Source organism: Bradyrhizobium sp. 956_D2_N1_4, from assembly GCF_052076025.1.
Lineage (GTDB): Bacteria > Pseudomonadota > Alphaproteobacteria > Rhizobiales > Xanthobacteraceae > Bradyrhizobium > Bradyrhizobium barranii.
On the sequence record NZ_CP197237.1, the window covers coordinates 2,460,238 to 2,486,246 of the forward strand.

The 26,009-nt window shown below is 63.9% G+C and carries 24 protein-coding genes; 12 read left to right on the plus strand and 12 right to left on the minus strand.

Annotated elements, in window-relative coordinates; translation table 11 throughout:
• Nucleotides 1-62 precede the first annotated feature (62 nt).
• Nucleotides 63-3,209, minus strand: a complete 3,147-nt coding sequence (locus AB7535_RS11100; protein WP_071914959.1) for a multidrug efflux RND transporter permease subunit — start codon at nucleotides 3,207-3,209, stop codon at nucleotides 63-65.
• Nucleotides 3,206-4,378, minus strand: a complete 1,173-nt coding sequence (locus AB7535_RS11105) for an efflux RND transporter periplasmic adaptor subunit (protein ID WP_071914957.1) — start codon at nucleotides 4,376-4,378, stop codon at nucleotides 3,206-3,208. Before AB7535_RS11105 ends, AB7535_RS11100 begins: the two co-directional genes overlap by 4 nt.
• A 397-nt stretch (nucleotides 4,379-4,775) precedes the next feature.
• On the opposite strand from AB7535_RS11105, the gene AB7535_RS11110 reads away from it, so the two are divergent.
• From AB7535_RS11110 to AB7535_RS11135, 6 genes are all read left to right on the plus strand, one after another.
• Nucleotides 4,776-5,015 (plus strand): hypothetical protein, encoded by a 240-nt coding sequence (locus tag AB7535_RS11110; RefSeq protein ID WP_071914955.1) that lies wholly within the window; start codon nucleotides 4,776-4,778, stop codon nucleotides 5,013-5,015.
• A gap of 422 nt (nucleotides 5,016-5,437) precedes the next feature.
• Nucleotides 5,438-7,987 carry a TonB-dependent receptor gene (locus AB7535_RS11115; RefSeq protein ID WP_354117475.1) on the plus strand — a complete coding sequence of 850 codons (2,550 nt, stop codon included), beginning with the start codon at nucleotides 5,438-5,440 and terminating at the stop codon, nucleotides 7,985-7,987.
• Between the two features lie 20 nt (nucleotides 7,988-8,007).
• Complete coding sequence (locus AB7535_RS11120) at nucleotides 8,008-8,697, plus strand: Fe2+-dependent dioxygenase (RefSeq protein WP_028146578.1); 690 nt, start codon at nucleotides 8,008-8,010, stop codon at nucleotides 8,695-8,697.
• Nucleotides 8,694-9,602 carry a tonB-system energizer ExbB gene (gene exbB / locus AB7535_RS11125; protein WP_085401996.1) on the plus strand — a complete coding sequence of 303 codons (909 nt, stop codon included), beginning with the start codon at nucleotides 8,694-8,696 and terminating at the stop codon, nucleotides 9,600-9,602. The genes AB7535_RS11120 and exbB overlap by 4 nt, the downstream gene beginning before the upstream one ends.
• A 3-nt stretch (nucleotides 9,603-9,605) precedes the next feature.
• On the plus strand, nucleotides 9,606-10,061 hold the full coding sequence (gene exbD / locus AB7535_RS11130; RefSeq protein ID WP_014495997.1) for a TonB system transport protein ExbD: 456 nt from the start codon (nucleotides 9,606-9,608) through the stop codon (nucleotides 10,059-10,061).
• 9 nt (nucleotides 10,062-10,070) lie between these two features.
• Nucleotides 10,071-10,886 carry an energy transducer TonB family protein gene (locus tag AB7535_RS11135; protein WP_071914947.1) on the plus strand — a complete coding sequence of 272 codons (816 nt, stop codon included), beginning with the start codon at nucleotides 10,071-10,073 and terminating at the stop codon, nucleotides 10,884-10,886.
• On the opposite strand, the gene AB7535_RS11140 is transcribed toward AB7535_RS11135, so the two are convergent.
• From AB7535_RS11140 to AB7535_RS11155, 4 genes are all read right to left on the minus strand, one after another.
• The gene (locus tag AB7535_RS11140) at nucleotides 10,874-11,293 is read right to left on the minus strand and encodes a hypothetical protein (protein WP_028146575.1); all 420 of its coding nucleotides are present in this window, start codon (nucleotides 11,291-11,293) and stop codon (nucleotides 10,874-10,876) included. The two genes, AB7535_RS11135 and AB7535_RS11140, sit on opposite strands and share 13 nt — an antisense overlap.
• A 62-nt stretch (nucleotides 11,294-11,355) precedes the next feature.
• On the minus strand, nucleotides 11,356-12,036 hold the full coding sequence (locus AB7535_RS11145) for a site-2 protease family protein (protein ID WP_063983857.1): 681 nt from the start codon (nucleotides 12,034-12,036) through the stop codon (nucleotides 11,356-11,358).
• A 71-nt stretch (nucleotides 12,037-12,107) separates the two neighbouring features.
• Nucleotides 12,108-12,530 carry a LysR substrate-binding domain-containing protein gene (locus AB7535_RS11150; protein ID WP_439036264.1) on the minus strand — a complete coding sequence of 141 codons (423 nt, stop codon included), beginning with the start codon at nucleotides 12,528-12,530 and terminating at the stop codon, nucleotides 12,108-12,110.
• Nucleotides 12,531-12,543: 13 nt separating this feature from the next.
• Entirely contained in the window at nucleotides 12,544-12,969 is a 426-nt protein-coding gene (locus tag AB7535_RS11155; protein WP_439036265.1) for a LysR family transcriptional regulator, read from the minus strand.
• Nucleotides 12,970-13,059: 90 nt separating this feature from the next.
• Between AB7535_RS11155 and AB7535_RS11160 the strand changes: the two genes are divergently transcribed.
• Nucleotides 13,060-13,971 carry a DMT family transporter gene (locus tag AB7535_RS11160; RefSeq protein ID WP_085401993.1) on the plus strand — a complete coding sequence of 304 codons (912 nt, stop codon included), beginning with the start codon at nucleotides 13,060-13,062 and terminating at the stop codon, nucleotides 13,969-13,971.
• A 2-nt stretch (nucleotides 13,972-13,973) separates the two neighbouring features.
• Here AB7535_RS11160 and AB7535_RS11165 read toward each other — a convergent pair whose 3' ends face one another.
• The 6 genes from AB7535_RS11165 to AB7535_RS11190 all read right to left on the minus strand — a co-directional run bounded on the left by AB7535_RS11165 (nucleotide 13,974) and on the right by AB7535_RS11190 (nucleotide 20,388).
• Entirely contained in the window at nucleotides 13,974-14,366 is a 393-nt protein-coding gene (locus AB7535_RS11165) for a GFA family protein (RefSeq protein WP_014495990.1), read from the minus strand.
• A gap of 3 nt (nucleotides 14,367-14,369) precedes the next feature.
• Nucleotides 14,370-15,503 carry a serine hydrolase domain-containing protein gene (locus tag AB7535_RS11170; RefSeq protein WP_439036266.1) on the minus strand — a complete coding sequence of 378 codons (1,134 nt, stop codon included), beginning with the start codon at nucleotides 15,501-15,503 and terminating at the stop codon, nucleotides 14,370-14,372.
• A 69-nt stretch (nucleotides 15,504-15,572) separates the two neighbouring features.
• Nucleotides 15,573-16,319, minus strand: coding sequence for an SDR family NAD(P)-dependent oxidoreductase (locus AB7535_RS11175; RefSeq protein ID WP_014495989.1), 747 nt, complete (start codon nucleotides 16,317-16,319; stop codon nucleotides 15,573-15,575).
• Between the two features lie 120 nt (nucleotides 16,320-16,439).
• On the minus strand, nucleotides 16,440-17,171 hold the full coding sequence (locus AB7535_RS11180) for an SDR family oxidoreductase (RefSeq protein ID WP_014495988.1): 732 nt from the start codon (nucleotides 17,169-17,171) through the stop codon (nucleotides 16,440-16,442).
• A 164-nt stretch (nucleotides 17,172-17,335) separates the two neighbouring features.
• On the minus strand, nucleotides 17,336-19,165 hold the full coding sequence (locus tag AB7535_RS11185) for an IlvD/Edd family dehydratase (RefSeq protein ID WP_439036267.1): 1,830 nt from the start codon (nucleotides 19,163-19,165) through the stop codon (nucleotides 17,336-17,338).
• A 122-nt stretch (nucleotides 19,166-19,287) separates the two neighbouring features.
• Complete coding sequence (locus AB7535_RS11190; protein ID WP_439036268.1) at nucleotides 19,288-20,388, minus strand: LacI family DNA-binding transcriptional regulator; 1,101 nt, start codon at nucleotides 20,386-20,388, stop codon at nucleotides 19,288-19,290.
• A 201-nt stretch (nucleotides 20,389-20,589) separates the two neighbouring features.
• Here AB7535_RS11190 and AB7535_RS11195 point away from each other — a divergent pair, with 201 nt between their 5' ends.
• The 5 genes from AB7535_RS11195 to denD all read left to right on the plus strand — a co-directional run bounded on the left by AB7535_RS11195 (nucleotide 20,590) and on the right by denD (nucleotide 25,995).
• Nucleotides 20,590-21,651 carry an ABC transporter ATP-binding protein gene (locus AB7535_RS11195; RefSeq protein ID WP_063983849.1) on the plus strand — a complete coding sequence of 354 codons (1,062 nt, stop codon included), beginning with the start codon at nucleotides 20,590-20,592 and terminating at the stop codon, nucleotides 21,649-21,651.
• 71 nt (nucleotides 21,652-21,722) lie between these two features.
• Nucleotides 21,723-23,036 carry an ABC transporter substrate-binding protein gene (locus AB7535_RS11200; RefSeq protein WP_071914934.1) on the plus strand — a complete coding sequence of 438 codons (1,314 nt, stop codon included), beginning with the start codon at nucleotides 21,723-21,725 and terminating at the stop codon, nucleotides 23,034-23,036.
• A 67-nt stretch (nucleotides 23,037-23,103) separates the two neighbouring features.
• On the plus strand, nucleotides 23,104-24,051 hold the full coding sequence (locus AB7535_RS11205) for a carbohydrate ABC transporter permease (RefSeq protein WP_063983847.1): 948 nt from the start codon (nucleotides 23,104-23,106) through the stop codon (nucleotides 24,049-24,051).
• Nucleotides 24,052-24,053: 2 nt separating this feature from the next.
• Nucleotides 24,054-24,929, plus strand: coding sequence for a carbohydrate ABC transporter permease (locus AB7535_RS11210; protein WP_014495982.1), 876 nt, complete (start codon nucleotides 24,054-24,056; stop codon nucleotides 24,927-24,929).
• A 79-nt stretch (nucleotides 24,930-25,008) separates the two neighbouring features.
• Complete coding sequence (gene denD / locus AB7535_RS11215; RefSeq protein ID WP_071914932.1) at nucleotides 25,009-25,995, plus strand: D-erythronate dehydrogenase; 987 nt, start codon at nucleotides 25,009-25,011, stop codon at nucleotides 25,993-25,995.
• The last annotated feature ends 14 nt before the right edge of the window (nucleotides 25,996-26,009 follow it).

Consider the following 26,009-nt stretch of genomic DNA (forward strand, 5'->3'; position numbering starts at 1 on the left):
CGAAACCGCGTTGGCGTGAACCGAGGGCCTCGCTGTAGCGTCGCGGAAGCCGCGGTGCAAGCTTACTCGGCGGCCTGCTTGACGGTGCTGTGCTCGGGCGCCTCGTGACCTTTGCCGTCACCCGAACGGCCCCAGCCCGAGAACCAGTTGTTGAGCTCGTCGAGATAGAGATAGACCACCGGGGTGGTGAACAGCGTCAGCGCCTGGCTGACGATCAGGCCGCCGACCATGGCGTAGCCGAGCGGCTGGCGGATCTCGGCGCCGGTGCCGTGGCCGAGCATCAGCGGCACGCCGCCGAGCAGGGCGGCCATCGTCGTCATCATGATCGGCCGGAAGCGCAGCAGCGCGGCCTGACGGATCGATTCCTCCGGCGTCTTGTGCTCGTCGCGCTCGGCCGCGATGGCGAAGTCGACCATCATGATGCCGTTCTTCTTCACGATGCCGATCAGGAGAATGATTCCGATCAGCGCGATCAAACTGAAGTCGAAGCCGGCCGCCATCAGGATCAGGAGCGCGCCGACGCCGGCCGAGGGCAGGGTCGACAGAATCGTAATCGGGTGGATGTAGCTCTCGTAGAGAATGCCGAGGATCAGATAGACCACGACGAGGGCTGCGAGGATCAGCAGCGGCACGGTGCCGAGCGACTGCTGGAACGCCTGCGCGGTGCCCTGGAAGCTCGAATTCAGGGTCGGGGGTGCGCCGAGATCGGCCATCGCCTTCTGCACGGCCTCGGTGGCCTGGCCGAGCGCGACGCCCTGGGCGAGGTTGAAGCTGATCGTGATCGCCGGGAACTGGCCCTGGTGGCTGATCGAGAGCGGGCGGACCGGATCGGTGGTCCAGGTCGCAAAGGTCGACAACGGCACCTGGTCGCCGGTCAGCGGCGATTTCAGATAGAGCTTGTTCAGGCTGTCGAGACTGCCCTGCATCTCCGGCAGGATCTCGAGGATCACCTTGTAGGTGTTGAGCTGGGTGAAATATTGCGTGACCTGCCGCTGTCCGAAGGCGTCATACAGCGTGTCGTCGATCAGCTGCGGCTGGATGCCGTAGCGCGATGCGGTGTCGCGGTTGATCTTGAGCTGGACCGTGGTGCCCTGCGTCTGCTGGTCGGTCGCGACGTCGCGCAGCTGCGGCAGCGTCTGCATCTTGGCGAGGATTTTCGGCGCCCAGTCGTTGAGCTCGGTGAGATCGGCATCCTGTAGCGTGAATTCAAACTGCGTGCGCGTCGGCCGGCCGCCGAGCCGGACGTCCTGGGCCGCCTGCATGTAGAGGCGGGCGCCCGACACCTTCTCGAGCTTGGGACGCAGCCGGGCAATGATCTCCTGCGCCGACGCATTGCGCTCGTTACGCGGCTTCAGCGTGATGAACAAATTGCCGTTGTTGCCGGCGCGGCCGCTGCCGCCGATGTTCATCGCGATCGTGGCGACGTCGGGATCGTCCATCACGATCTTGCCGAGCTCGACCTGGCGGCGCTGCATCTCGGCGAAGGAGATGTCCTGGGACGCTTCGGATGTCGCGGTGATCAGGCCGACGTCCTGCTGCGGGAAGAAGCCCTTCGGGATCAGGATGAACAAATAGATCGACAGGCCGAGCGTGGCGAAGAAGATCAGGAGCGTGGTGCGGCGCCAGGCCAGGGCATGATCGAGAACGTACTCGTAGCCGCGCAGCATGCCGTCGAAGGCGCGTTCGCTCCACTGGTAGAACTTGCCGTGGGTCACCTCGCCATGGGCGCGCAGGAAGCGCGAGGCCATCATCGGCGTCAGCGTTAGCGACACGAACATCGAGACGAAGATGGTCATCGCCAGCACGACGGCGAACTCGCGGAACAGGCGTCCTATGATGCCGCCCATCAGCAGCAGCGGGATCAGCACCGCGACCAGCGAGATGCTGATCGAGACGATGGTGAAGCCGATTTCCTTGGAGCCCTTGAAGGCGGCCGCCATGGGCGATTCGCCTTCCTCGATGTAGCGCGTGATATTCTCGAGCATCACGATGGCGTCGTCGACGACGAATCCGACCGCGATGGTGAGCGCCATCAGCGACAGATTGTCGAGCGAATAGCCAACCACCCACATCAGGGCGCACGCGCCCAGTAGCGCCAGCGGAACCGTGATGGTGGGAATGACCGTCGCCCAGAAGCTGCGCAGGAAGACGAAGATGACCATGACCACGAGGGCAATGGTTAGCAGCAGCGTGAACTGGACGTCCTCGACCGCGGCGCGGATGGTCGTGGTGCGGTCGCTGATCAACTCGATCTTGATCGCGGGCGGAATCGCCGCGACGAGGCGGGGCAGGGTGGCCTTGATCCGGTCGACGGTCTCGATGACGTTGGCGCCCGGCTGCTTGAACACCACCAGGAACACGCCACGCTTGCCGTTGGCCCAGGCTGCCTGCTTGGCGTCCTCGGCGCCGCTCACCGCCTGTCCGATGTCGCGGATTCGAAGCGGACCGCCATTGCGATAGGCGATGACGACGTCGTTCCAGTCCTTGGACTGGGTGAGCTGGTCGTTGGCGTAGATCGTGTAGGCGCGCTTCGGCCCGTCGATATTGCCCTTGGGGCTGTCGACCGTGGTGATCGCGATCTGGCTGCGCACGTCCTCCAGCGACAGGCCCTTGGCGACGAGTTTCGCCGGGTCGATCTGAATGCGGATGGAGGGCTTCTGCTGGCCGCCGATGAAGACCTGCGCGACGCCCGAGAGCTGGCTGATCTGCTGGGCAAGCTGGGCGTCGACGGCATCGCTGACGGTGGTCAGCGGCAGAGTATCGGATGTTGCCGAGAGCAGCAGGATCGGCGCGTCGGCCGGGTTGACCTTGCGGTAGGTCGGCGGCGAGGGCAGGTTCTTCGGCAGCTGGCCGCTTGCAGCGTTGATGGCGCCCTGCACATCGTTGGCGGCGCCGTCGATGCTGCGGTTGAGGTCGAACTGGATGGTGATCGAGGCGGTGCCGAGATAACTCGTCGAGGTCATCTGGGCGATGCCGGGGATCTGGGCGAATTGCCGCTCGAGCGGCTGGGCCACCGACGAGGCCATCGTCTCGGGGCTGCCGCCCGGCAAATTGGCCGTGATCTGGATGGTCGGGAAGTCCACCTGCGGCAGCGGTGCGACCGGCAGCAGGGGATAGGCGACGAGACCGACGAACAGAATGCCGGCCATCAGCAGCGAGGTGCCGATGGGATAACGGATGAAAGGTGCCGAAATCCCGCCCTCGGTCATTCCTGTCGTACCTTGTTCTGGCTCGGATCCGAGCTTGCTACGGCCGTCGAGACCAGGCTCCCGGGCTGGACCTTGAACTGGCCGCCGGTGATCACCTGTTGACCCGGGCTCAAGCCTTCGTCCACGACCGAACGGCCGTCGATGGCGTAGCTGACCTTGATCTTGTGCACTTCCGCCTTGTTGTCCTGATTGACGGTATAGGCGTAGAGGCCGTTGGTCGAATGCTGAACCGCGTCATCCGGAACCACGGTCGCGTCCTTCAGGGTGCGTACCAGAAGGCGCGTCGAAACCGACTGGCCCGGCCACAGCGTGTGTTCCTTGTTGTCGAACACCGCCTTGAGCCGAATAGTCCCGCTGGTCGTGTCGACCTGGTTGTTGATGACCGCGAGCTTGCCCTCGGCCAGCGTTTTCTTGCCGTCGGTGGTGAACGCGATCACCTTGAGCGCACCGGCCTTCTGGCCTTCGCTGATATAGGGCAGCTGATCTTCCGGCGCGGTGAAGATCACCGAGATCGGCTCGACCTGCGAGATCGTCACGATTCCCGTCTGCGTGGAGGCGTTGACGATGTTGCCGACGTCGACCAGGCGCAGCCCGGCCACGCCGGTGAACGGCGCCTTGATCTGGGTGTAGTCGAGCTGGGTCTGGGCGTTGGAGATGGCGGCTTCGTCGGCGGCGATCTGGGCGGTCAGCTGCGCGACGGTGGAACGCTGGGTGTCGACCCGCTGCGCGGTTGCGAACTCGCCAAGCTTCATGGCGCGCTGGAGCTCGAGGTTGGCGTTGGCGAGATTCGCCTCGTCCTGCGCCTTCTTGGCCTTGGCCTGGTCGAGCGTGGCTTGATAGGGCCGGGGATCGATCGAGACCAGAAGCTCGTCCTGCTTGACCATCTGGCCTTCGCTGAAGGCGATCTTGTCGATCTGGCCGTCAACCCGGCTCCGGACCTGTACCGTATTGAAGCCCTGAACCGTGCCGAGACCGGTCAGGTAAACCGGAAAGTCGGCCTTCTGGACCGGCGAAACGCTGACGGGGATGGCGGGCGGACGCGCCGGACCCTTCTGAGCCGTCTGGGTTTTTCCGGCCTCGGGCGAGCCGAATTTCTGCCAGCCATAGTAACCCGCGGAGGCCACGGCCGCGATGATCAGAATCCAGAGGATCGGCCGTGTTTTTTTCATGTCGGCTCGTTGGCTCTTACGCCCAAAACTACGAATTGTGGAGCAATCATAGGGTTCCAGCGCGCTTGTATAATACACGCCAAGTTCCAGTGTAAACAGCACTATCGGTTCGGAATCCTAAACAATTGGAAAGCTTTGCACTGTCTAGGCAGCTCCGTGACACTACGGTGTGCAGTGCTGCATTTTCCCGGCGCGAACGATCCGCGCGCAAATCTTGGGCAATGCCCGGAGCCGGTGTGGGCGGCCTGCAGAGCTGTCCGCAAGGGCGCCCCGGCAGCGCTGCGAAGTGAGCCGGAAACAACTCCCGTGAGAACGGTTCTAATTCGCCTGCACGGCGTTTCGGTTGTCAGGAAATCCGGCATCGGTCATATCGGCCCCGCCACAACGGGAGCGCAGGATGGACGAACTGAACGGCAAGCTGATCGCGTGCCAGATTCTGATCACGGGACTGATCGCGCGCGTCGCCAACGAGCAGCGCGATCCCTTGCGATTTCTGACCGACTTCCGCGACGAGATCAAAGCCGTCGTTAGCGGCGTCAACATCGCCGGCATGGACAACTCCGATCGTGTGCGTGCCGTCGCGCAGAAAACCGTCGACGAATTGTTCTCGCTGATGAAGCCGCCGAGCAGCGATTGAGAGCGGCGCCGCTGCTCGCGCCTGCGCAGCTCTCGCATGCGCCCATGTTTCCAGATTGAAATCTGCACCGAGTCCGATCTGGATGAATTCAAATGTGCAGGCAGATCAATCGCATTGACCTGCTTTTCTCCGACCGATAGCACCGCCCCATCGTTCGCGTTTCTGCATCGACGAAGCGCATCAGCTCGAAGGTTGATGCGGTACGAAGATCGCAGCGATCAATGTCCAGATTAGAACGGTTCAAGTTTAGAACCATTTAAAACTGCGGCGCACTCAACCGAGTTTAGAATTGCTTTGAAATGGTCGGATTCAAACGGAGTGTTGCAGAGATCGCGTTGACCCCCATGAACACGCCCGATAGCACCAATGCGTCGCGTTGTCGCAACGCGACCAATGGAAGCATAAGCACTGTGGGGCGTGTGATGGGCATGATGAAGACACCGCGATCGTTGCGTTCGGTCGCGGATCGGAAATCCTTCGGCAACAATTTCGACACTGCGACCGGCAAGACTGTGTCCACGGTCGCCAGTCTGATCGCGGTCGCGACGGTCTCGACCGGCGCACAGGCGCAGCAGACCAATCTGCCCCCCGTGAACGTCGATGCGCCTCAGCAGCGTCCGCGTCCGACCGCTTCGAAGCCCACCGCCGATCAGATTCGCGCGCGCAACGCGCTGCGGCGCGCGGCGCAGCGGCAGCAGGCCGCACAAGCGCCTGTCGCCAATCCGAGCCCTGGTCCTGCCGATCGTGATCCGTACGCAAATCCCGCCGCGCCTTATATGGCCACCCGAGTGCAAGCGTCGGGTAAATTCCCTGAGCCAATCCTCAACACGCCAAAATCGATCACCGTGCTTACAAAGGATGTGCTCGCGGACAAGAACGCCACGACGCTGAAGCAGGCGATCCTGAGCACGGCAGGCGTGACGCTCGGAACGGGTGAGGGCGGCAATGCCTTCGGTGACCGCTTCTTCATTCGCGGCTTCGATGCCCGCAACGACATCTTCATCGACGGCGTGCGCGACGCGGGCGTCAGCGTCCGTGAAAACTTCTTCACCGAGCAGGTCGAAATTCTGCGTGGTCCGGGCTCAACTTTCGCGGGCCGCGGTGTCGCCGGTGGTGCGATCAACATCGTCACCAAGCAGGCGACGACGCAGAACAGTTTCTACAACATGGACACGACGTTTGGCACCGACCAGACCAAGCGTGTGGTGCTCGACGTCAACCAGGTGATCAACCCGACGCTGGCCGTTCGTGCCGGCGGTCTGTTCCAGGACGCCGATGTCGCCGGTCGCGATTTCGTCAAGGATAATCGCAACGGCGCGTTCGTCGCCACGACCTGGAAGCCGACCGACACGATCAGGGTGACCGGGGGTTACATCCACACCGAGTTGACCGGCGTGCCGGACTTCGGCGTGCCCTACTACCGGCCGAGCACGGCAACGACCGCCGGTGGGCCGTTCCCGGACTTCGGCTCCAACCGCAACAACTGGTATGGCCAGATCAACCGCGACTTCTACCGGACCGGCCAGGACATCGGCTCGTTAAACGCGGAAGTGCAGATCACGCCCGACTTGATGGTCAGCAACAAGTTCCGCGTATCTCGTTCGACCCAGAACTATGTCGGAACGCTGCCTGAGCAGCCGGTGATCGCCAACCCGCTTTCGAATTCGACGCTCACGATGAATCCGCAGAGCCGTCTCCAGATCACTGACGTGCTCGCCAACCAGACGGAAGCGACCTACAAGTTCCAGGACTGGGCCGGCTTCAAGCACACCGCGCTGGCCGGGATCGAAGTCGATCGCGAGCGGTCGTCGATCGACAAGTATCTCGGGCTCACCTCGGAAGGGAACGGAGTTCCGATCACTCCAGGCGGCTCGCCGACAGGTGTCAGCGTCTTCTTCCCTCAGGACACGTTCTTGCCCGGGAAGGCGCTCGCACTGGCCGGTCTGCCGGCCAAGATCGGCATCGACACTGTCAGCGGCTACGTCATGGACAGTGCGAACTATCGTGACCTCCTGATCCTCAATGGCGGCTTCCGCTACGACAACTACAACCTCGATACGTCTGCATACGGGGCGGGCAACGCTCTCAAGCAGCAATCGGCAAACTTCCTGATTCCCAACTTCAATCTCGGTTTGACCTTGAAGCCGGCGCCAAACGGCAGCGTGTACGTGGCCTACGCGACCTCAGCGAACCCGGTGGGCGCCGAGTTCGACGGCACCAGCACCGCGTATGGCGGCGTCAATCCCGCTCTGGCCGGCGGCAACAATCAGATCTTCGGGCCGGAGAAGAACACGGCCATCGAACTCGGCACCAAGTGGGAGCTGTTCGACCGCCACCTGCTCCTGACGGCTGCGCTGTTTCAGACCACCAAGGACAATGCGCGCGAGGCACAGAACGTCAATAGTGTGGCCACGGCGTCCGCGTTGGGATGCGTCTATCCCGCCGGCACGACCGGCAACATATCGTGTATCACCGCAGGTTCCGCTTATCGTATTCGCGGCATCGATCTCGGCGTGAGCGGCAAGATCACCGACAAATGGAGTGTGTTCGGCGGTCTCGTCCTGATGCAGTCGGAGGTTACGGCGTCCAACGTGAAGCCCGCGAACATGCCCGCGCCGCTTCTCTACACCACCAATGTCGGGCTTCCTCTGGCCAACGTTGCCCATCAGTCGTTCAGCATGCTGTCGAAGTACCAGTTCAACGATATCTGGGAACTGGGCGGGCAGGCCGTCTACCGCTCGAAGATCTACGGTGGCTCGTTGCTTGCGGCCAACGCAGGCACGTCGCTTCCGAGCTACTGGCGCTTCGATGTGTTCGCGGAAGCCAAGATCAACAAGAACTGGCAGTTGAAGCTGTTCGTGAACAACATTTTCGACAAACGCTACTATGACGCGCTGTACCAGAGCGCCGCGCCCTTCGTGCTGGAAGCACCGGGACGCGCCGCCTATCTGGTGATCTCGGCGCGCTACTGATGGAGTAACGACGAGGTGCCATGCTGACATGCATAGACGGCGTCCTGAGCAAGGATGATGTGGCGGAATTCCGCCGCATCATGGACGCCAGCGAATGGGAAGACGGCCGTTCCACCGCGGGCGCGCAGTCAGCAATGGTCAAGCGCAATGAGCAGTTGCCGCCTGACAGCGAGGTCGCGCGCAAGCTCGGCAACCGCATCATCTCGGCGTTGACGTCGAACCCGCGTTTCCTGGCAGCGGCGATCCCACTGCAGATCTTCCCGCCGCTGTTCAACCGCTATGCGGCGAACAGCGGCCATCATTTCGGGCTGCATGTCGACAATGCGATCCGCGGCGACCGCCTGACCGGCCTTCGCATCCGCACAGACCTGTCTGTCACGCTGTTCCTGGCCGAGCCGGAAGAGTATGACGGTGGCGAACTTGTGATCGAGGACACCTACGGTTCGCACGAAGTGAAGTTGCAAGCCGGGGACTGCGTGCTCTATCCCTCGACCAGCCTCCATCTCGTCACGCCGGTGACGAGGGGGACGCGGGTTGCGTCTTTCTTCTGGCTTCAGAGCATGATACGGGACGATCAAGCCCGGAGCATGATCTTTGACCTCGACACCGCGATACAGGCGCTGGTGGAACGGCTCGGGCGTGACGATCCCGAAACGGTCAAATTGACGGGTATCTATCACAACCTCATTCGCTACTGGGCCGAAGTATGAAGATCATGTCCTTCCAAGCAAGCCTTGCCGCCGCCTTGATGCTGGCGGCCGCCTGGCTCGTATCCCCTGTTTCTGCCCAGACACAGACCCCGCCGGCGGCACCTGCACCGGCACAGGCGACGGCTCAGCCGGCCACCGCCAGCCCGGCTCCGGCTGCCGCTCCGGCGGTGGTGGCGCCTGCGGCGAAGCCCGACGCGGCCGCCATCGCGCCGGCCATGAAGGAGCTGTCCCCCTGGGTGATGTTCATGTCGGCGGACGTCATCGTGAAGGCGGTGATGATCGGGCTTGCCTTTGCATCGCTGATGACCTGGACCGTCCTGATCGCCAAGTCGATCGAGCTGTCGGTCGCGTCCGGCAAGCTTCGTTCGGCACTGAAGAAGATCTCGGAGGCGCGCTCGCTCGCGGAAGCGCAGATGGCGCTCGGCGCCAAGCAGGGCATTCTGCCGTCCTTCCTGGCGGCAGCGCTGCGTGAGGCGCGGATGTCGGCCGGCCTGTCCAGCGATGCCGGCATCAAGGAGCGCGCGGCCTCGAGCTTTTCCGAAATCGTGCGCGCGGAGGCACGGCGCATCCGCGTCGGCATGGGTGTGCTCGCGACCATCGGCTCCACGTCGCCCTTCGTCGGCCTGTTCGGCACGGTCTGGGGCATCATGAACAGCTTCATCGGCATCTCGAAGTCGCAGACCACGAACCTCGCCGTCGTCGCGCCCGGCATCGCCGAGGCGCTGCTTGCGACCGCGATCGGCCTCGTCGCCGCCATTCCCGCCGTCATCATCTACAACCACTTCTCGCGCATGACGAAAAGCTATCTCGAGCTCGTCAGCCGTGCCTCGGGCGCGGCGGCGCGGCTGCTCTCGCGCGATCTCGACCGCAGCCACGGCAGCGCGCATTCGCGCGCGGCGGAGTGAACCATGGGCGTTTCGCTCGCAGACAATGATGACGACGACGATTTCGGCGAGACGCATGACATCAACGTCACGCCGTTCATCGACGTCATCCTGGTGCTGCTGATCATCTTCATGGTCGCAGCTCCGCTCTCCACGGTCGACCTGCCGATCGATCTGCCGACCTCGAGCGCGACTCCGCAGAAGAAGCCGGACAAGCCGACCTATCTCAGCATCAAGCCCGACCTGACGCTTGCGATCGGCGAGAACCCGGTCCACCGCGCCGAGTTGATCGGGACCCTCGACGGCCTGTCCGACATGAGCAAGGACAAGTATGTCTTCCTGCGCGCCGATCGCTCGGTGCCTTATGGCGAATTGATGAGTGTCATGGAGCTCTTGCGCTCAGGCGGCTATTCCCGGGTGAAGCTGGTTGCGCTGGAGGGCGCTCCCGGAGCGCCCGCGGCAGGCGCCGGTCAGCCTTAGAGGCGCACGATGTCGGACGAAGCCAGACCATCCCGGAAGCTCTGGATTTTGGCAGCGGTGGCGGCGCTCGCGCTCCATCTGGGCGGGGCCGCGCTCGCCCTGGCCCATCTGCGGACCGATGACGACGACGATGGCCTGGGCGCGTCCGGCGCGGAGTTCGCCGTCGAAATGGCCTCGCCCAAGGCGCCTGAGACCGACCTTCCGCCGGGACCGGACAGCGAAGCGATGCAGGAGCAGCAGGCGCTTCCCGAGCAAAAGGCCGAGACCAAGGAAACCGAGCTTCCAAAGGACCAGTCGCAACAGGTCGACGATCCCGATCGGGTCGTCACCGAAAACATCTCGAAGAAGCCGCAGGACGAGGATCCCAAGATCGCGGCGGTCGAGACACCCGCTGCCGAGGCTTCGCCGCAGTCGGTTGCAACGGCGCGGCAGACCCTCGACGAGGACGCGCGCGAGGCCGAGAAGGCCCTGGCGCCGGTGCTTGGCCTCGGCAAGGACATCCTCAGGATTACGACCGACTGGAATCGCAAGATCAGCGCGCACCTCACGGCCCACAAGGTCAACCCGGAGGGCAAGCAGCCCAATAATCAGAAGGTGAAGGTCAGCTTCGCGATCAACCGCAGGGGCAATGTGCTGTCCGTCGACGTCGTGGAGTCATCGGGGGATGTGGCCTACGATGCGGCCGCGCTCTCGATTGTCCGCAAGTCCGATCCCATCCCGCAGCCCCCGGCCGGACTGACCGAAGACCGGTTCGAGCGGACCGTCGACATCATCTTCACGCCGCCGGACGAGAAGAAAAAGAAGAAATCGGCTCAGCGCCAGTAGAGCCGGATCCCGACATAGACCACGACCAGGCAGACGAAGATCAGCGCCACCGGGAGCGGCCGTTTCTGGGCTCCGCTAAACGCCGCCGTGAAGGAGGCCGTCTTCGTCGGTTTCGGAGGCGGGCGGCGGAAAGCGGTAACATTGTCCGCCGCCGGCTCGGGCGGACGGGTGCGGACGTCGGGCGGAGTTCCCGCGCCGCCCATCTCGGCATAGTAGGCCTTGTAGATCGCGCCGATCGTGGCCTCGGTGGCCTCGCCCTCGCTCATCCGCGCCAGTAGGTTCTTGTAGCTGACCAGGAACTCCTGCGCCTCGGCAGGCAGCGCGGAGGCCCCGTTGAGCTTGGCCATCATCTTCCAGGTGGCAAAATCGGCGCGGGCGCGGGTGTCCGCGCGTCGCGCGATCAGCATATCGGCAGCTTTGACCAAGTCGGCCTCGAGCCCTTCGGCTTATGTTCGGGTGTTCTGTTGAACTACGCGTTGCCGGTCAGGAAGAGAACAGCCTGAATCACATAACCGGTCAACGTTCGCAGTATTCCTGAAATAACATCAAGATTTAGACCGAACTGCGAGCCCGCGAGCGGCAGCAGGATCAGAAGACCAATCAGGATCAGCATCCCGAATGGCTCGAGCCGGGCCAGCGGCATGGCGAGGGCCCGAGGCAACAGCCCGACCGCGACGCGCCCGCCGTCGAGCGGCGGGATCGGCATCATGTTGAACACCGCCAGCACCGCGTTGATCACCAGCGCATTCTTGAGGTTGTCGAAGATCCACTGGGCCGAGGCCGCCGGTGCTAGGGGCAGGGCATGCAGGGCAAGAGCCGCCGCGAGCGCCAGCAGGATGTTGGTGGCGGGTCCGGCAAGGGCCACCCAGACCATGTCGAGCCTGGGATGGTTGAGCTTGCGGAAATTGACGGGAACCGGCTTGGCATAGCCGAATAGGAACGGCGAGTGCGCGAACAGCAGCATCGCCGGCAGGATCAGGGTGCCGAACGGATCGATATGCTTGATAGGGTTGAAGCTGACGCGGCCGAGCTGCCAGGCCGTGTTGTCACCGAGACGGTACGCGACGAAAGCGTGCGCGGCCTCGTGGAAGGTGATGGCGAGCAGCAGCGGTAGCACCCATACGGAAAGCTCATAGAGGGAAATGTTCACGGCTCGTCCGTCCCGGTTTGTGCCTCGTGGCCTTGCAGCCAACCCGGCCGATCCGGTGATGGGGCAACGCGTCAGGTCAGGATATGGGACGCGGGTTCCGAAATCCCAAGCCGTAAATGATCCGCCAGCAGCGCCGCCGGCTGCGACAGGTTGCGCGCGCGGTGCAGGCGGATGTCGGCAGCCGGCAGCGGCGGCAGGCCGTTCGACAGGGCGCGCAGGCGGGAGGGCAGGGTGCCGGCCTTCACGACCGTGATCGCAAGGCCCTCCGCCGCGATCGCTTCCACCGCCGCAAGGGTCCGACTGACGAAGGCAAGGCGCCAGGGCCGGCCGGCGGCATCGAGGGCGTCCGCGGCCCATTGCCGGAACAGGCAGCCCGGCGGGTAGAGCGCGACGGGCAGCGTGTCCTGTGCTTCGGCTCGATACGTCCTGGCCGCAGCCCAGACCGCCTGCTCGCGTCGGAGCAGTTCGCCATCGCCGCGTCCTTCCGGATGCATGGCGATGACGAGGTCATAGGCCTCGCCGAGCCGGCATCGTCGCGGTCAGGCCGGTCTCGATCTCGACCCGGATCTCCGGATGGTTTTGGGCAAAGCGCGCCAGCAAGGGCGGAATGACGATCGTGCCGTAATCGTCCATCACGCCGAGGCGGACCACGGCGTCGCGCTTGCGTGCGCGGAGCACATCGATCGCCTCTGCATTGAGGTCGAGAAGCCGCCTCGCATAAACGAGGAGCTCATCGCCCGCCGCGGTCAGCGCGACGCCGGCCCTGGTGCGCTGAAACAGCTTGGTGCCGATCCGCTCTTCCAGTCGCCTGATCTGGACGCTGACCGCCGACTGGGTCCGGTTGAGCAATTGGGCTGCGCGCGTGAACGAGCGATGCTCGGCGACGGCGAGAAAGGCCTTCAGCAGATCGGGATCGAGAACAGGCGTGGTCATGACGAAAACTTATCCCAGCATGACGGAAACTCCATTCCCTGTTTCGGCGCGCCTCGTATGCTGCGTTCAGGGCTCGTCAAGGGAGGGAGTGTGGGCGAAATCTCCGGCGTTCTGGCCGCGGTGCTGTCGAGCGGCCTCGGCGGCACCTCGATCGGCGCCACGCGCTATCTGGTGGGCAGCCTCGATCCGCTGGCGATCGGCTCGTTCCGGTTCGGCATCGGCTTCTTGCTGCTGTTACCCCTCACGCTGCTCCGCGGTGACCGCTGGCCGGGGCGAGGGGACTGGGCCGCCGCGACCGGGCTCGGCATCCTGTTCTTTGCGCTGTTTCCGATCCTGTTCAACGCATCGCTGATCTTCACGACCGCCGCGCGCGGCGCGCTCGCCTTGTCGACGCTTCCGCTGCTGTCGCTCGTGATCGGCGCCGCGCTCGGCGCCGAAGCCCTGAGCTGGCGCAAATCGATCGGTGTCGTGATCGCGACATTTGGCGTTGCCGTCGCGCTGCTCTCCGACCTGACCTCGGCACCATCCGGCGCCTGGCGCGGCGATCTCCTGATGATGGCGGCCGCGCTGTGCATGGCGCTGTACGGCATCTGGTCGAAGCCGCTGATCCGGCGCTCCGGCCCGATCGCCTTCACGACCATGAGCATGGCGGCCGGGGCGGCCTGCCTCATCCTGCTCTCGTATGTCCGCGGCAGTTTTGCGCCCGTCGCCGGCTTCGGCGCGCCGCAATGGCTAGCGGCTTTCTATCTCGGCGCCTTTGGCGCAGCGCTGACCTTCTATCTCTGGGCCTTCGCGCTGGAGCGGACCACGCCGACGCGCGTCGCGATCTCGGTGACGGTCAACCCGATCACGGCCTCGCTGGTCGGCGCCTGGCTGCTGAACGAGCCGCTGCACTGGAATCTGGCGGCCGGCATCGTCGCGGTGTTTGCCGGGATCTGGATCGCGACGACGACGGGACGGCGCGCCCAGGCGGCGAGAGTGCCTGCGTCAGGGCAAGCCTGACGTCACGCCGGGATGGTGCCCTGATATTGCGTCAGGCCGTCGTCGAGCTTCAGCCATGCGACCTTCTCCGAGACCCAGATGTGCTCGGTCGGCGCGAAGGCGTTGCGATCGTCGAAGGTCGTGAGCGAAACGCCCGCCAGCGTGCCGTTGCGCCGCCAGGAGAACAGGCGCGTGCCGCAGCGCTTGCAGAACACGCGATCGATGTTCTCGGACGAGGCATAGCGGCCGGTGTCGCCCTCGACGGTCAGCGCGCGTTGATCGAATTGCGCGCGAGCAAAATAGGGTGAGCCCATCGCCTTCTGGCACAGGCGGCAATGGCAGATGCGGACGTTGAGCGGCTCACCCTCCGCCTTGAACCGCACCGCGCCGCACAAGCATCCACCTTCGCGGATCATGGCTCAGGCCACCCGCCATTCGCCGACCTGGCGCGCCATGCTCCAGTTGAGATTGTCGAGATCGCCATCCATGTTGGAATTCCCGCGTCTGGTGTTGGTGAAGGCGGCCCAGCAGAAGCCGCCATGGGTGCGCACGGCAATCGTGCTCGTGCCCGGCAGGCTGCCATTGTGCCACCAATTGTCGAATTTGTTGACACAGAAGCCCTTGGCGTAGTTCGGGCTGTAACTGGGCGCGGTGGTCATGACCTCTATGGTGCGCGGCCGCAGGATGTCCGCGGGCCTCGTGTAGCCGTCGACATGCATCAGGAACTGAACCAGATCCGCCGGCGTCGCGATCCAGCCACCATGGGAATCCATCCGCCGGACATTCATGCTGTAGGGATTTTCGGCCTGACCGTAATAGACGACTTCGCCGGCCTGGCGCTGCTCGCGCGTGTTGCCGGCGACGCTCATGTCGGTGACGCCGCAGCGCGCCAGCACCTCGGTGCGGACGTGCTCGGCATAGGCCTGGCCGGTGAGCTTCTCGATCACGCGGCCCAGCACGCAATAGCCGAAATTGGAATAAGCGTAGTGCTGGCCCGGCGGCCGGTCCAGCGGCCGGTTGGCGAGCGTCCAGGCGATCAGCTCGGCATGATCCATCCGCGGATGCGTGAACATGGGATCGCGGTTGTCGTTGCTCCAGCCGCCGGCGGCGTGCGTCAGCAGATGCTCGAGCGTGATCTGGTCGATGCCGGCAGGGTAGGGCGGTGACCCGTAATCGGTGCCGAGCAGTGCACCGGGGCCGAACACGCGATCCGTGAGCTTGAGGCGGTTCTCCTCGATCAGGCGGAAGATCGTGACCGAGGTGATCATCTTGCTGACGCTGGCGATCCGGAACAGATGCCGCGGCGTCACGGCCTCGTTCCGCTCGCGATCGGCAAGACCGAAGGCGTCCTCGTGGACAACAGTGCCGGCATAGCCGATCGCAAAGGACAGCGCCGGCACGTCGTATTTGTCCATGAAGCTGCGCGCGAGCCGCGCCATGGCGCCGCGCTCGGCCGGCGAGGGCGGGCGGATGCTCGGCGGGCTGGGCGCCAGTTGCGCGGGCGCAACCCGCGACAGCAGCGGCAGCGCGCCTGCGCCCGCTGCGAGCTTCACGAAATCCCGACGCCCAAAATCCCGACGTCCAAGCCGCATGGTCCACCCCTTCAAGGGGCGGCCAAAGCTTCAGTAGGTCGCCCGTCCGCCGGAAATATCAAACACCGCGCCGGTGGAGAAGGCACAATCTTGGGATGCGAGCCAGCTCACCATCGCGGCGAGCTCTTCCACCAGCACGAAGCGTGCCTTGGGGATTTTCGACAGCATGAAGTCGATATGCTGCTGCGTCATCTGGTCGAAGATCGCGGTCTTCGCCGCGGCCGGCGTCACCGCATTCACGAGGATGTCATGTGCCGCCAATTCCTTGCCGAGCGATTTCGTCAGCGCGATCAGTCCGGCCTTGGAGGCCGAGTAATGCGAGGCGTTGGGATTGCCTTCCTTGCCGGCGATCGAGGCGATGTTCACGATCCGCCCGTATTTCTGCTTGAGCATCGTCGGCACGATCGCCTTGCAGACGATGAAAGGGCCGTCGAGATTGATGCGCAGGACCTTGCGCCACTCCTCGAGATCGGTCTCCCAGACCGGCTTGTTGACGCCGGCGATGCCGGCATTGTTGACGAGGATGTCGATCTTGCCGAAGGCGGCAAGCGTGGCATCGCGCGCCTGCTCGACGGCGGCGGGGTCGGTGACGTCGACCTTGAAGACTTTTGTCTCGCCGCCGACTTCATTCGCGGTCTTCTCGGCGAGAGCCGAGTCGAAATCCCAGATCGCGACCTTGGCGCCGGAGTCGATGAAACGCCGGGTGATGGCACGGCCAAAGCCCTGCGCGCCGCCGGTGACGACGGCAATGCGGCCGTTGAGATCGATCTTGTTCATCGAGAACTCCCTTGTCTATCCCTCATGGTGAGGAGCGCGCACTTGCGCGCGCCTCGAACCATAAGCCCGTGGCCCATCCCTCGAGAGGGCGCTGTCGCGCCTCCTCAGGATGAGGAGCGATCAGAGCATGTAGCCGCCGTCGACGACAAGGTCGACGCCGGTGGTGAATGCGCTTTCGTCGCTGCCGAGATAGACCGCCATGGATGCGATTTCGTCGGCGGTGCCGAGCCGGCCCATCTTCTGGCGGGAGACGAACATCTCCTTGCCCTGCGGCCCCTGGGCGGCGGCGCGGTCGAGCATCGAGGGCGTCTCGACGGTGCCGGGGCAGATGCTGTTGCAGCGGATGCCCTTGGTGATGAAGTCGAGCGCGACCGCGCGCGTCAGCAGCGACACCGCGGCCTTCGACGCACTGTAGACGTAGCGGTTGGCCGGCGGCCGCAGCGCCGCGCAGGACGAGATGTTGACGATGCTGCCGCCGCCGCCCGCCAGCATCTCGGGCAGGAAGGCCCGGATGGTCCGGTGCATCGACTTGACGTTCAGGTCGAACGAGAAGTCAAAATCCTCTTCCGAGCACTCCAGGATGGTGCCGTGATGCACGAAGCCCGCCGCGTTGAGCAGGATGTCGACCTTGCCGACGCGCTTGGCGAAGGCGTTGACGTCGGCGGTGTTGCGGACGTCGAGCTTGGCGACCTCGGCGATGCCTTCCTTGGTCAGGCCCGCGATGCCGGCCTCGTTGATGTCGGTGGCGATGACGGTTGCGCCTTCACGCGCGAATGCGATGGCGCATGCGCGCCCGATGCCTGCCGCTGCAGCCGTGACGACGGCGCGCTTTCCCTTGAGGCGGTCTGCCATGTTGTTTTTCTCCTTGGCTTGAATTTGTCTATCGGCTCGTCATTGCGAGGTGCTCGTGACAAAATTGCGCAGCAATTTTGCACTGTTGCGACGAAGCAATCCAGACTGTCTCCTTGGAGATATCTCTGGATTGCTTCGCTTCGCTCGCAATGACGACGTGGCTGTTAGTGATTGTCTCTGGCGACACCAAACGTGCCGGCGACGTTCTGATACCTTGTGGCGAGCTCCATGCATGCGCCGGTCGATTGCTGGCCCACCGTGTTGCGGTAGATCTCCTGCCACGGCGTCTGGTTCGCCGGATGCTTGAAGCCGCCATTGGCCATCAGCTCGGCGTGGCGCTTCTTCACCTCGTCGTCCGAAATGAGAATATTGGCGCTGCCCTTGTTGAGGTCGATGCGTACCTTGTCGCCGGTCTTGAGGATCGCGAGCCCGCCATTGGCGGCAGCTTCCGGCGAGGCGTTCAGGATCGACGGCGAGCCCGAGGTGCCGGACTGGCGGCCGTCGCCGATGCAGGGCAGGGCGAGAATGCCGCGTTTGATCAGCGCAGCCGGCGGCTGCATGTTCACGACCTCGGCGCCACCGGGGTAGCCGATCGGGCCGGTGCCGCGGACGAACAGCATGCAATTCTCGTCGATGTCGAGTGAAGGATCGTCGATCCGCTCGTGATAATCCTCCGGGCCCTCGAACACGATGGCGCGGCCCTCGAATGCGCCAGGGTCCTTCGGGTTGCTGAGATAGCGGTCGCGGAATTCCTTGGAGATCACGCTGGTCTTCATGATCGCGGAATCGAACAAATTGCCCTTCAGGACCAGGAAGCCGGCGTCCTTCACCAGCGGCTTGTCGTAGGCCCGGATCACGTCATTGTCGGGCGCGGGCGCATTGGCGCAGTTCTCGCCGATGCCGCGGCCGTTCACCGTGACCGCGTCCTCGTGGATGCGCTTGTGCTTCATCAGCTCGCGCACCACGGCCGGCACGCCGCCGGCGCGGTGGAATTCCTCGCCGAGATAGAAGCCGGCCGGCTGCATGTTGACCAGCAGCGGCACGTCGTGGCCGAATTTCTGCCAGTCGTCGATCGAGAGCTCGACGCCGATGTGGCGGGCCAGCGCGTTGATGTGGATCGGCGCGTTGGTCGAGCCGCCGATCGCCGAGTTGATCACGATGCAGTTCTCGAACGCCTTGCGGGTCAGGATGTCCGACGGCTTGAGGTCTTCCCAGACCATCTCGACGGCGCGCTTGCCGGTCTCGTAGGCGATCTGGCCGCGCTCGCGATAGGGGGCGGGGATCGCCGCGCAGCCCGGCAGCGAGAAGCCGAGCGCTTCGGCAAGCCCGTTCATGGTCGAGGCGGTGCCCATGGTGTTGCAATGGCCGACCGACGGCGCCGAGGACGCCACGATCTCCATGAATTCTTCATAGTCGATCTCGCCGGCGGCGAGCCGCTCGCGCGACTTCCAGACGATGGTGCCGGAGCCGGTGCGCTCGCCGGCATGCCAGCCGTTCAGCATCGGGCCGCCCGACAGCACGATCGCGGGCAGGTTCACGGTCGCCGCAGCCATCATGCAGGCAGGCGTGGTCTTGTCGCAGCCGGTGGTCAGCACCACGCCGTCGAGCGGATAGCCGTAGAGGATCTCGACGAGGCCGAGATAGGCGAGGTTGCGGTCGAGCGCCGCGGTCGGGCGCTTGCCGGTCTCCTGGATCGGATGGGTCGGGAATTCCATCGCAATGCCGCCGGCCTCGCGGATGCCTTCGCGGACGCGGTGCGCCAGCTCGATATGGTGGCGGTTGCAGGGTGAAAGGTCGTTGCCGGTCTGGGCGATGCCGATGATCGGCTTGCCGGACTGAAGCTCGGCCCGGGTGAGGCCGTAATTCAGGTAGCGCTCCATATAGAGCGCCGTCATGCCCGGATTATGCGGATTGTTGAACCATTCCTGCGAGCGGAGGTGGCGGCGAGCGCCGTTGCTGGCGGGCGCATGCCCATTGGTTGGTTTTTTTGTCATTGGTTTCTCCTGCAATGCAAACGCACTGGCGTCGGGAGCTCAGCTTCGGCTGGTGCGATGCCCAACGGCGCGATCCATGGTTCAAAGGCCCGTTGGCGGGTCATTCCCTCACAAGCGCGATACTAGTCTTGGCCACTTGGTAACGCTATCATTTTGTTCGCGGCGCCCGCGCCTGATGCGGCAGGCTTGTCGTCCGAACGCCGCGACGACGAGCTTTGCCGCTCGATCACCTTGAAGCCGAGATCGAGCACCGGCTGCTTGGGGCGGCGTCCGTCGATCGCTTCGATCAGCATGGTGGCGGCCGTGTTGCCCATCTCGTAGCGGTTGGTGCGCACGCTGGTGAGGGTGGGTACCGCGGAGGCCATGAATTCGAGGTCGTTGAATCCGACGATCGCGATCTGCTCGGGGACCGCGATCTCCCGGCGCCGGCATTCGAACAGCACGCCGAGCGCGAGGTCGTCATTGGCGCAGAACACCGAGTCGATATCGGGCTCGCGCGCCAGCAGATCGGTGAACAGGGTGCCGCCGAGCGTCACCGAGGTCGGTGTCGCCGTCGTGACGACGAGGCGCTGCTCGAACAGCGCGGCGTCCTTCATGGCCGAGACATATCCGTCCAGCCGCCGCTGCACCCGCGGATCCATGCGCGCGCCGACAAAGCCGATCTTGCGATGGCCTTGCGCGAACAGGTGGGCGATCGCCGCGCGGGCCGCATCATAGTGCGAAAAGCCGATCATCATGTCGACCGGATTGGGCCCGATCTCCATGATCTGCACGATCGGGCAGTCGGCGGCCTCCAGCATCGCGCGCGATTCCGCGGTCTGGTCGATGCCGGTGACGATCAGTCCGGCCGGCTTCTGCGCGAGAAACAGGCGCAGCAGCTTCTCCTCCTGGAGAATACTGTAGCGTGTGTTGGACAACTGGATCGAGTACCGGCTGCCTTCGGAGGCGTCGTAGATGCCGCGCAGCACGTCGGAAAACACGTTGTTGGTCAGTGACGGGATCAAGACGCCGATCACTTCGGTGCGCTGCGAGGCCAGTGCCCGCGCCGCCAGGTTCGGCACATAGCCGAGTTCGTTGGCCGCGCTCTCGACCCGCGTCCGCTTGGCGACCGACAGGGCCTCCGGATTGCGGAAGAACCGGGACGCCGTGATCGGGCTGACGCCGGCAAGCTCGGCAACTTCCGCCAGCCGGATTTTACCTGACTTGGTGCGTTTTCGACCCATTTGCTGCTCTTATCACAGTCGGTCCGGCAAACAAAGGAACGTTGACAGCGCTACCAGCAACGACTAACCAAAGACAAATTGCCAAAACCGCACAAACTGCCGACAATGTCGCTCGCTAAGATCGGGCTTCGTTCGGTGAAGTCTGAAAAACAAGACGGTCGCGGCGCGTGAGGCGTCGTGGACTTTCGAGGAGGGAGCTAGATGTCGTCTGTGCAAATCCGCGACGTGCGGAAATCGTTCGGCAATTTTGAAGTCCTGCACGGCGTTTCGATTCCGATCGAGGACGGCCAGTTTGTCGTCCTGGTTGGCCCCTCCGGCTGCGGCAAGTCGACGCTTCTGCGCATGCTTGCAGGCCTCGAGAACATCACCTCCGGCACGATCTCGATCGGCGACCGCGTCGTCAACAATATCCAGCCCAAGGAGCGGGATATTGCGATGGTGTTCCAGAACTACGCGCTCTATCCGCACATGACCGTCGGCGAGAACATGGGCTTCTCGCTGAAGCTGCGGAACGCGAGCTCCGACGAGATCAACAAGCGTGTCAAGCGCGCTGCCGAAATTCTCGCGCTGTCGCCGCTGCTCGAGCGCTATCCGCGCCAGCTCTCCGGCGGCCAGCGCCAGCGCGTCGCGATGGGCCGCGCCATCGTGCGCGATCCGCAGGTGTTCCTGTTCGACGAGCCCTTGTCGAACCTCGACGCCAAGCTGCGCGTCGCCATGCGCACCGAGATCAAGGAGCTGCACCAGCGGCTGAAGACGACGACCGTCTACGTCACCCACGACCAGATCGAGGCCATGACCATGGCCGACAAGATCGTCGTCATGCATGACGGCATCGTCGAGCAGATGGGCACCCCGCTGGAGCTCTACGACAAGCCCGACAACCAGTTCGTCGCCGGCTTCATCGGCTCGCCGGCCATGAACTTCCTGAAAGGCCATGTGCGCGTCAACGGCGTTGCGACCTTCGAGGGGCCGAACGGCGTCAAGCTGCCGCTCAAGAACGCGCCGGCGGCGTCCGACGGTCGTCCTGTCGTCTACGGTGTGCGACCCGAGCATTTCACCATCGCGGACGACGGCGCCGATGCCGAGATCATCGTGGTCGAGCCGACCGGCTCGGAGACGCAGGTGTTCGCGAAGGTGGGGGGCGAGCAGGTCGTCGCGGTCTTCCGCGAGCGTCACCAGTTCAATCCGGGCGACAAGGTCAAGCTGAAGCCTGACCCGTCACTGGTTCACCTGTTCGACGAGGCGACGGGCAAACGCATGTAGCCGCGCCGAAGGATTGCCCAACGACTGTTCAAGAACGACCCAATACAAATATAAAATTCAGGGAGAGAACGATGAGCAATTTCGACAGGCGAAGTGTGCTTAAGGCCGGCCTGGGCGGCGCAGCGTTGCTGGCCGGCCCGGGCATCGTGCCGGTCCGCGCCGCGGAGTGGACCAACACGCCCGAACCGAACGCGTCCATCCGCGTCTTGCGCTGGAAGCAGTTCATCCAGGCCGAGTTCGACAAGTTCGCCGAGCAGACCAAGAAGTTCTCCGAGAAGACCGGCGTCAAGATCAAGCTCGAGGCCGAGAGCTGGGAAGACATCCGCCCCAAGGCCGCGGTGGCCGCCAATGTCGGCGCCGGCCCCGACCTCATCATCGGCACGCTCGACGATCCCCACAAATTCCCGGAAAAGCTGATCGATATGACTGATGTCGCCGACTATCTCGGCGCGCAGTATGGCGGCTGGTATCCGGTTGCCGAACGTTACGGCAAGAAGGGCAACAGCTGGATCGCCATTCCGCAGGGCGCGACCGGCGGCTGCCTGAACTACCGCATCAGCCACGTGAAGGCTGCGGGCTTCGAGGAATTCCCCAAGGACACCGCCGGCTTCCTCAAGCTCTGCCAGGCGTTGAAGAAGAACAACACGCCGGCCGGCTTCGCGCTCGGCCATGCCACGGGCGATGCCAATGGCTGGTGCCAGTGGGCGCTCTGGGCGTTCGGCGGCAAGGTCGTCAACGACAAGAACGAGGTCGTGATCGACTCGCCGGAGACGATCGCCGCGCTCGAATACGTCAAGCAGCTCTACGAGACCTTCATCCCGGGCGTGCTGTCGTGGAATGACTCGAACAACAACAAGGCGTTCCTGAACGGCGAACTCAGCCTGACGCTGAACGGCATCTCAATCTGGACCGTCGGCAAGAACTCCACCGATGCGAAGCAGCAGGAGATCGCCAAGGACATGAACCACGCGCCGATGCCGATCGGCCCCGTGGGCGTGTCGACCGAGCAGCAGAACGTGCTGGTCTACTACGGCTACAAGCACTCGAAGTATCCCAAGGCGGTCAAGGAATTCATCAAGTTCATGATGGACAAGGAGAATTACGACGCCTGGGAGGTCGCTTCCAACGGCTACGTGTCGCCGCCGCTGCCGGCCTACAACGACAATCCGGTGTGGACGTCGGATCCGAAGATCACCCCGTACCGCGACTGCCTGAAGCGCTGCCGCGACAACGGCTTTGCCGGCGATCTCGGCTATGCCTCCGCCGCGGTGATGGGCGACTTCGTCGTCGTCGACATGTTCGCGGAAGCAGCCTCCGGCTCGGCGACGCCGAAGCAGGCGGCGGCGCGCGCCGCCGAGCGCGCCAAGCGCTACTATCAGGTCTGATCAACGCCAATCTGCGCGGCGTCCGGTTCGCCGGACGCCGTGACTTTTCTCCCGAGGGGAATCCGACATGGCAGTCATGGCCGAGTCCGCTGTCGCGCAGGTCAAGCGCGCCAGCCTCTGGACCAGAGCATTCGAGAGCCGGAATTGGCTCGGCGCGATGTTCATGGTGCCGGCGATCGCGATCCTCATCCTGTTTCTGGCTTATCCGCTGGCGCTGGGCTTCTGGCTCGGCATGACCGACACCAAGATCGGCGGGGCCGGGCGCTATATCGGCTTTGCGAACTTCGTCTCGCTCTCCAAGGATTCGGTGTTCTGGCTCTCGGTCTTCAACACCATCTTCTATACGTTCACCGCGAGCATCGTGAAATTCGCCATCGGCCTTTACCTCGCGCTGCTGCTCAACGAGCGGCTGCCGTTCAAGTCGATGATCCGCGCCATCGTGCTGCTGCCCTTCGTGGTACCGACGGTGCTGTCCGCGATCGCGTTCTGGTGGATCTATGACAGCCAGTTCTCGATCATCTCCTGGGTACTGATCAAGGCCGGCCTGATCACGCGCTACATCGACTTCCTCGGCGATCCCTGGAATGCGCGCTTGTCGGTCGTCGCCGCCAATATCTGGCGCGGCGTGCCCTTCGTGGCGATCACGCTGCTGGCGGGATTGCAGACGATTTCGCCCTCGCTCTACGAGGCCGCCAATCTCGATGGCGCCACCAACATGCAGCGCTTCCGCCACATCACGCTGCCGATGCTGTCGCCGATCATCGCGGTCGTGATGACATTCTCGGTGCTGATGACGTTCACCGACTTCCAGCTGATCTACACCATCACGCGGGGCGGGCCGATCAATGCCACGCATCTGATGGCGACGCTGTCGTTCCAGCGCGCCATCACCGGCGGCAATCTCGGGGAGGGCGCAGCGATCTCGAACGCGATGATCCCGTTCCTGGTCGCAGCGATCCTGCTCAGCTTCTTCGGGCTTCAGCGCTCCCGCTGGCAGCAGGGCGGGAGGGACTGACCATGAGCACCGCAGACGACCAAAGCGTCGGAATGGATTATCTCGAGAGCTTCCCGCGGAAGTTCTTGCGCGTCTACTTTCCGCTCGGCCTGATCATCTTCTTCCTGCTGTTCCCGTTCTATTGGATGGCGGTCGCGACGTTCAAGCCGGACGCGGAGATGTACGATTACGAGAAGTACAATCCGTTCTGGATCGTGAATCCGACCATCGAGCACATCAAGAAGCTGTTGGTCGAAACCGACTATCCGCTCTGGATGTGGAACACCGTGATCGTCTCGGTGTCCTCCACCTTCATCTCGCTGTTCGCCAGCGTCTGCGCCGCCTACGCGATCGAACGTCTCCGCTACAAGGGCTCGCGCTATGTGGGGCTAGCGATCTTCCTCGGCTATCTCGTGCCGCCCTCGATCCTGTTCATTCCGCTGGCGGCGATCGTGTTCCAGCTCGGCCTGTTCGATGGCAATCTGGCGCTAATCCTGACCTATCCGACCTTCCTGATCCCGTTCTGCACCTGGCTCCTGATGGGCTATTTCCGCACCATTCCCTACGAGCTCGAGGAATGCGCGCTGATCGACGGGGCGACGCGGCTCCAGATCCTGGTCAAGATCACGCTGCCGCTGTCGCTCCCGGGGGTGATCTCGGCCGGCATCTTCGCCTTCACGTTGTCCTGGAATGAGTTCATTTACGCGCTGACCTTTATCTCCTCGTCGGAGAACAAGACGATTCCCGTCGGCGCCATCACCGAGCTCGTCAGCGGCGACGTCTACCATTGGGGCGCGCTGATGGCGGCGGCCCTGATCGGCTCGGTCCCCGTAGTTATCCTTTATTCCTTCTTCGTGGAGTACTATGTGTCGGCGATGACCGGCGCCGTGAAGGAATGATCGCGGGGCCTGCCTTGAGAGCGTGCCAGGAGAACGTGTCAGGAGCGGCGCGCTCCGGCCAATAAGAAGGAGTAGGCTCTTGCACATTCTGGTTCTGGGCGCCGCCGGCATGGTCGGCCGTAAATTGTGTGAACGGCTGTTGCGCGACGGCCGGCTCGGCAAGAGCGACATCACCAAGCTGACCATGCACGACGTGGTCGAGCCCAAGAAGCCGGAAAAGGCCGGTTTCCCCGTCGAGACCGTGTCAGGCGATTTCGCCGTGCCGGGCGCAGCCGAAAAGCTGATCGCCGGCCGCCCCGACGTGATCTTCCATCTCGCCGCGATCGTCTCCGGCGAAGCCGAGCTCGATTTCGACAAGGGCTACCGCATCAATCTCGACGGCACGCGGATGCTGCTCGATGCCGTCAGGCTCGTCGGCGGCGGCTACAAGCCGCGCGTGGTCTTCACTTCGTCAATCGCGGTGTTCGGCGCGCCGTTCCCGGATGCGATCGGCGACGAGTTCTTCCACACCCCGCTGCTCAGCTACGGCACCCAGAAGGCGATCGGTGAATTGCTGCTCGCCGACTATTCGCGCCGCGGCTTCCTCGACGGCATCGGCATCCGTCTGCCGACCATCTGCATCCGGCCCGGCCTGCCCAATAAGGCGGCATCGGGCTTCTTCTCCAACATCCTGCGCGAGCCGCTGGCCGGCAAGGAAGCGATCCTCCCGGTCTCCGAGGACGTCCGCCACTGGCACGCCACGCCGCGTTCCGCCGTCGGCTTCCTGCTCCATGCCGGCACGATGGACCTCGCCAAGGTCGGTCCGCGCCGCAACCTGACCATGCCCGGCTTCTCGGCCACCGTCGGTGAGCAGATCGCCGCGCTCAAACGGGTGGCCGGCGACAAGGTCGCCGCGCGCATCAAGCACGAGCTGGATCCGTTCATCGTCGGCATCGTCGGCGGCTGGCCGCGCAATTTCGAGGCGAAGCGGGCGCGCGAGCTCGGCTTCACCACCGAAGAAAAGACTTTTGACGACATCATCCGCATTCACATCGAAGACGAGCTCGGCGGCAACTTCGTCGCCTGATCGAACTGATGAAC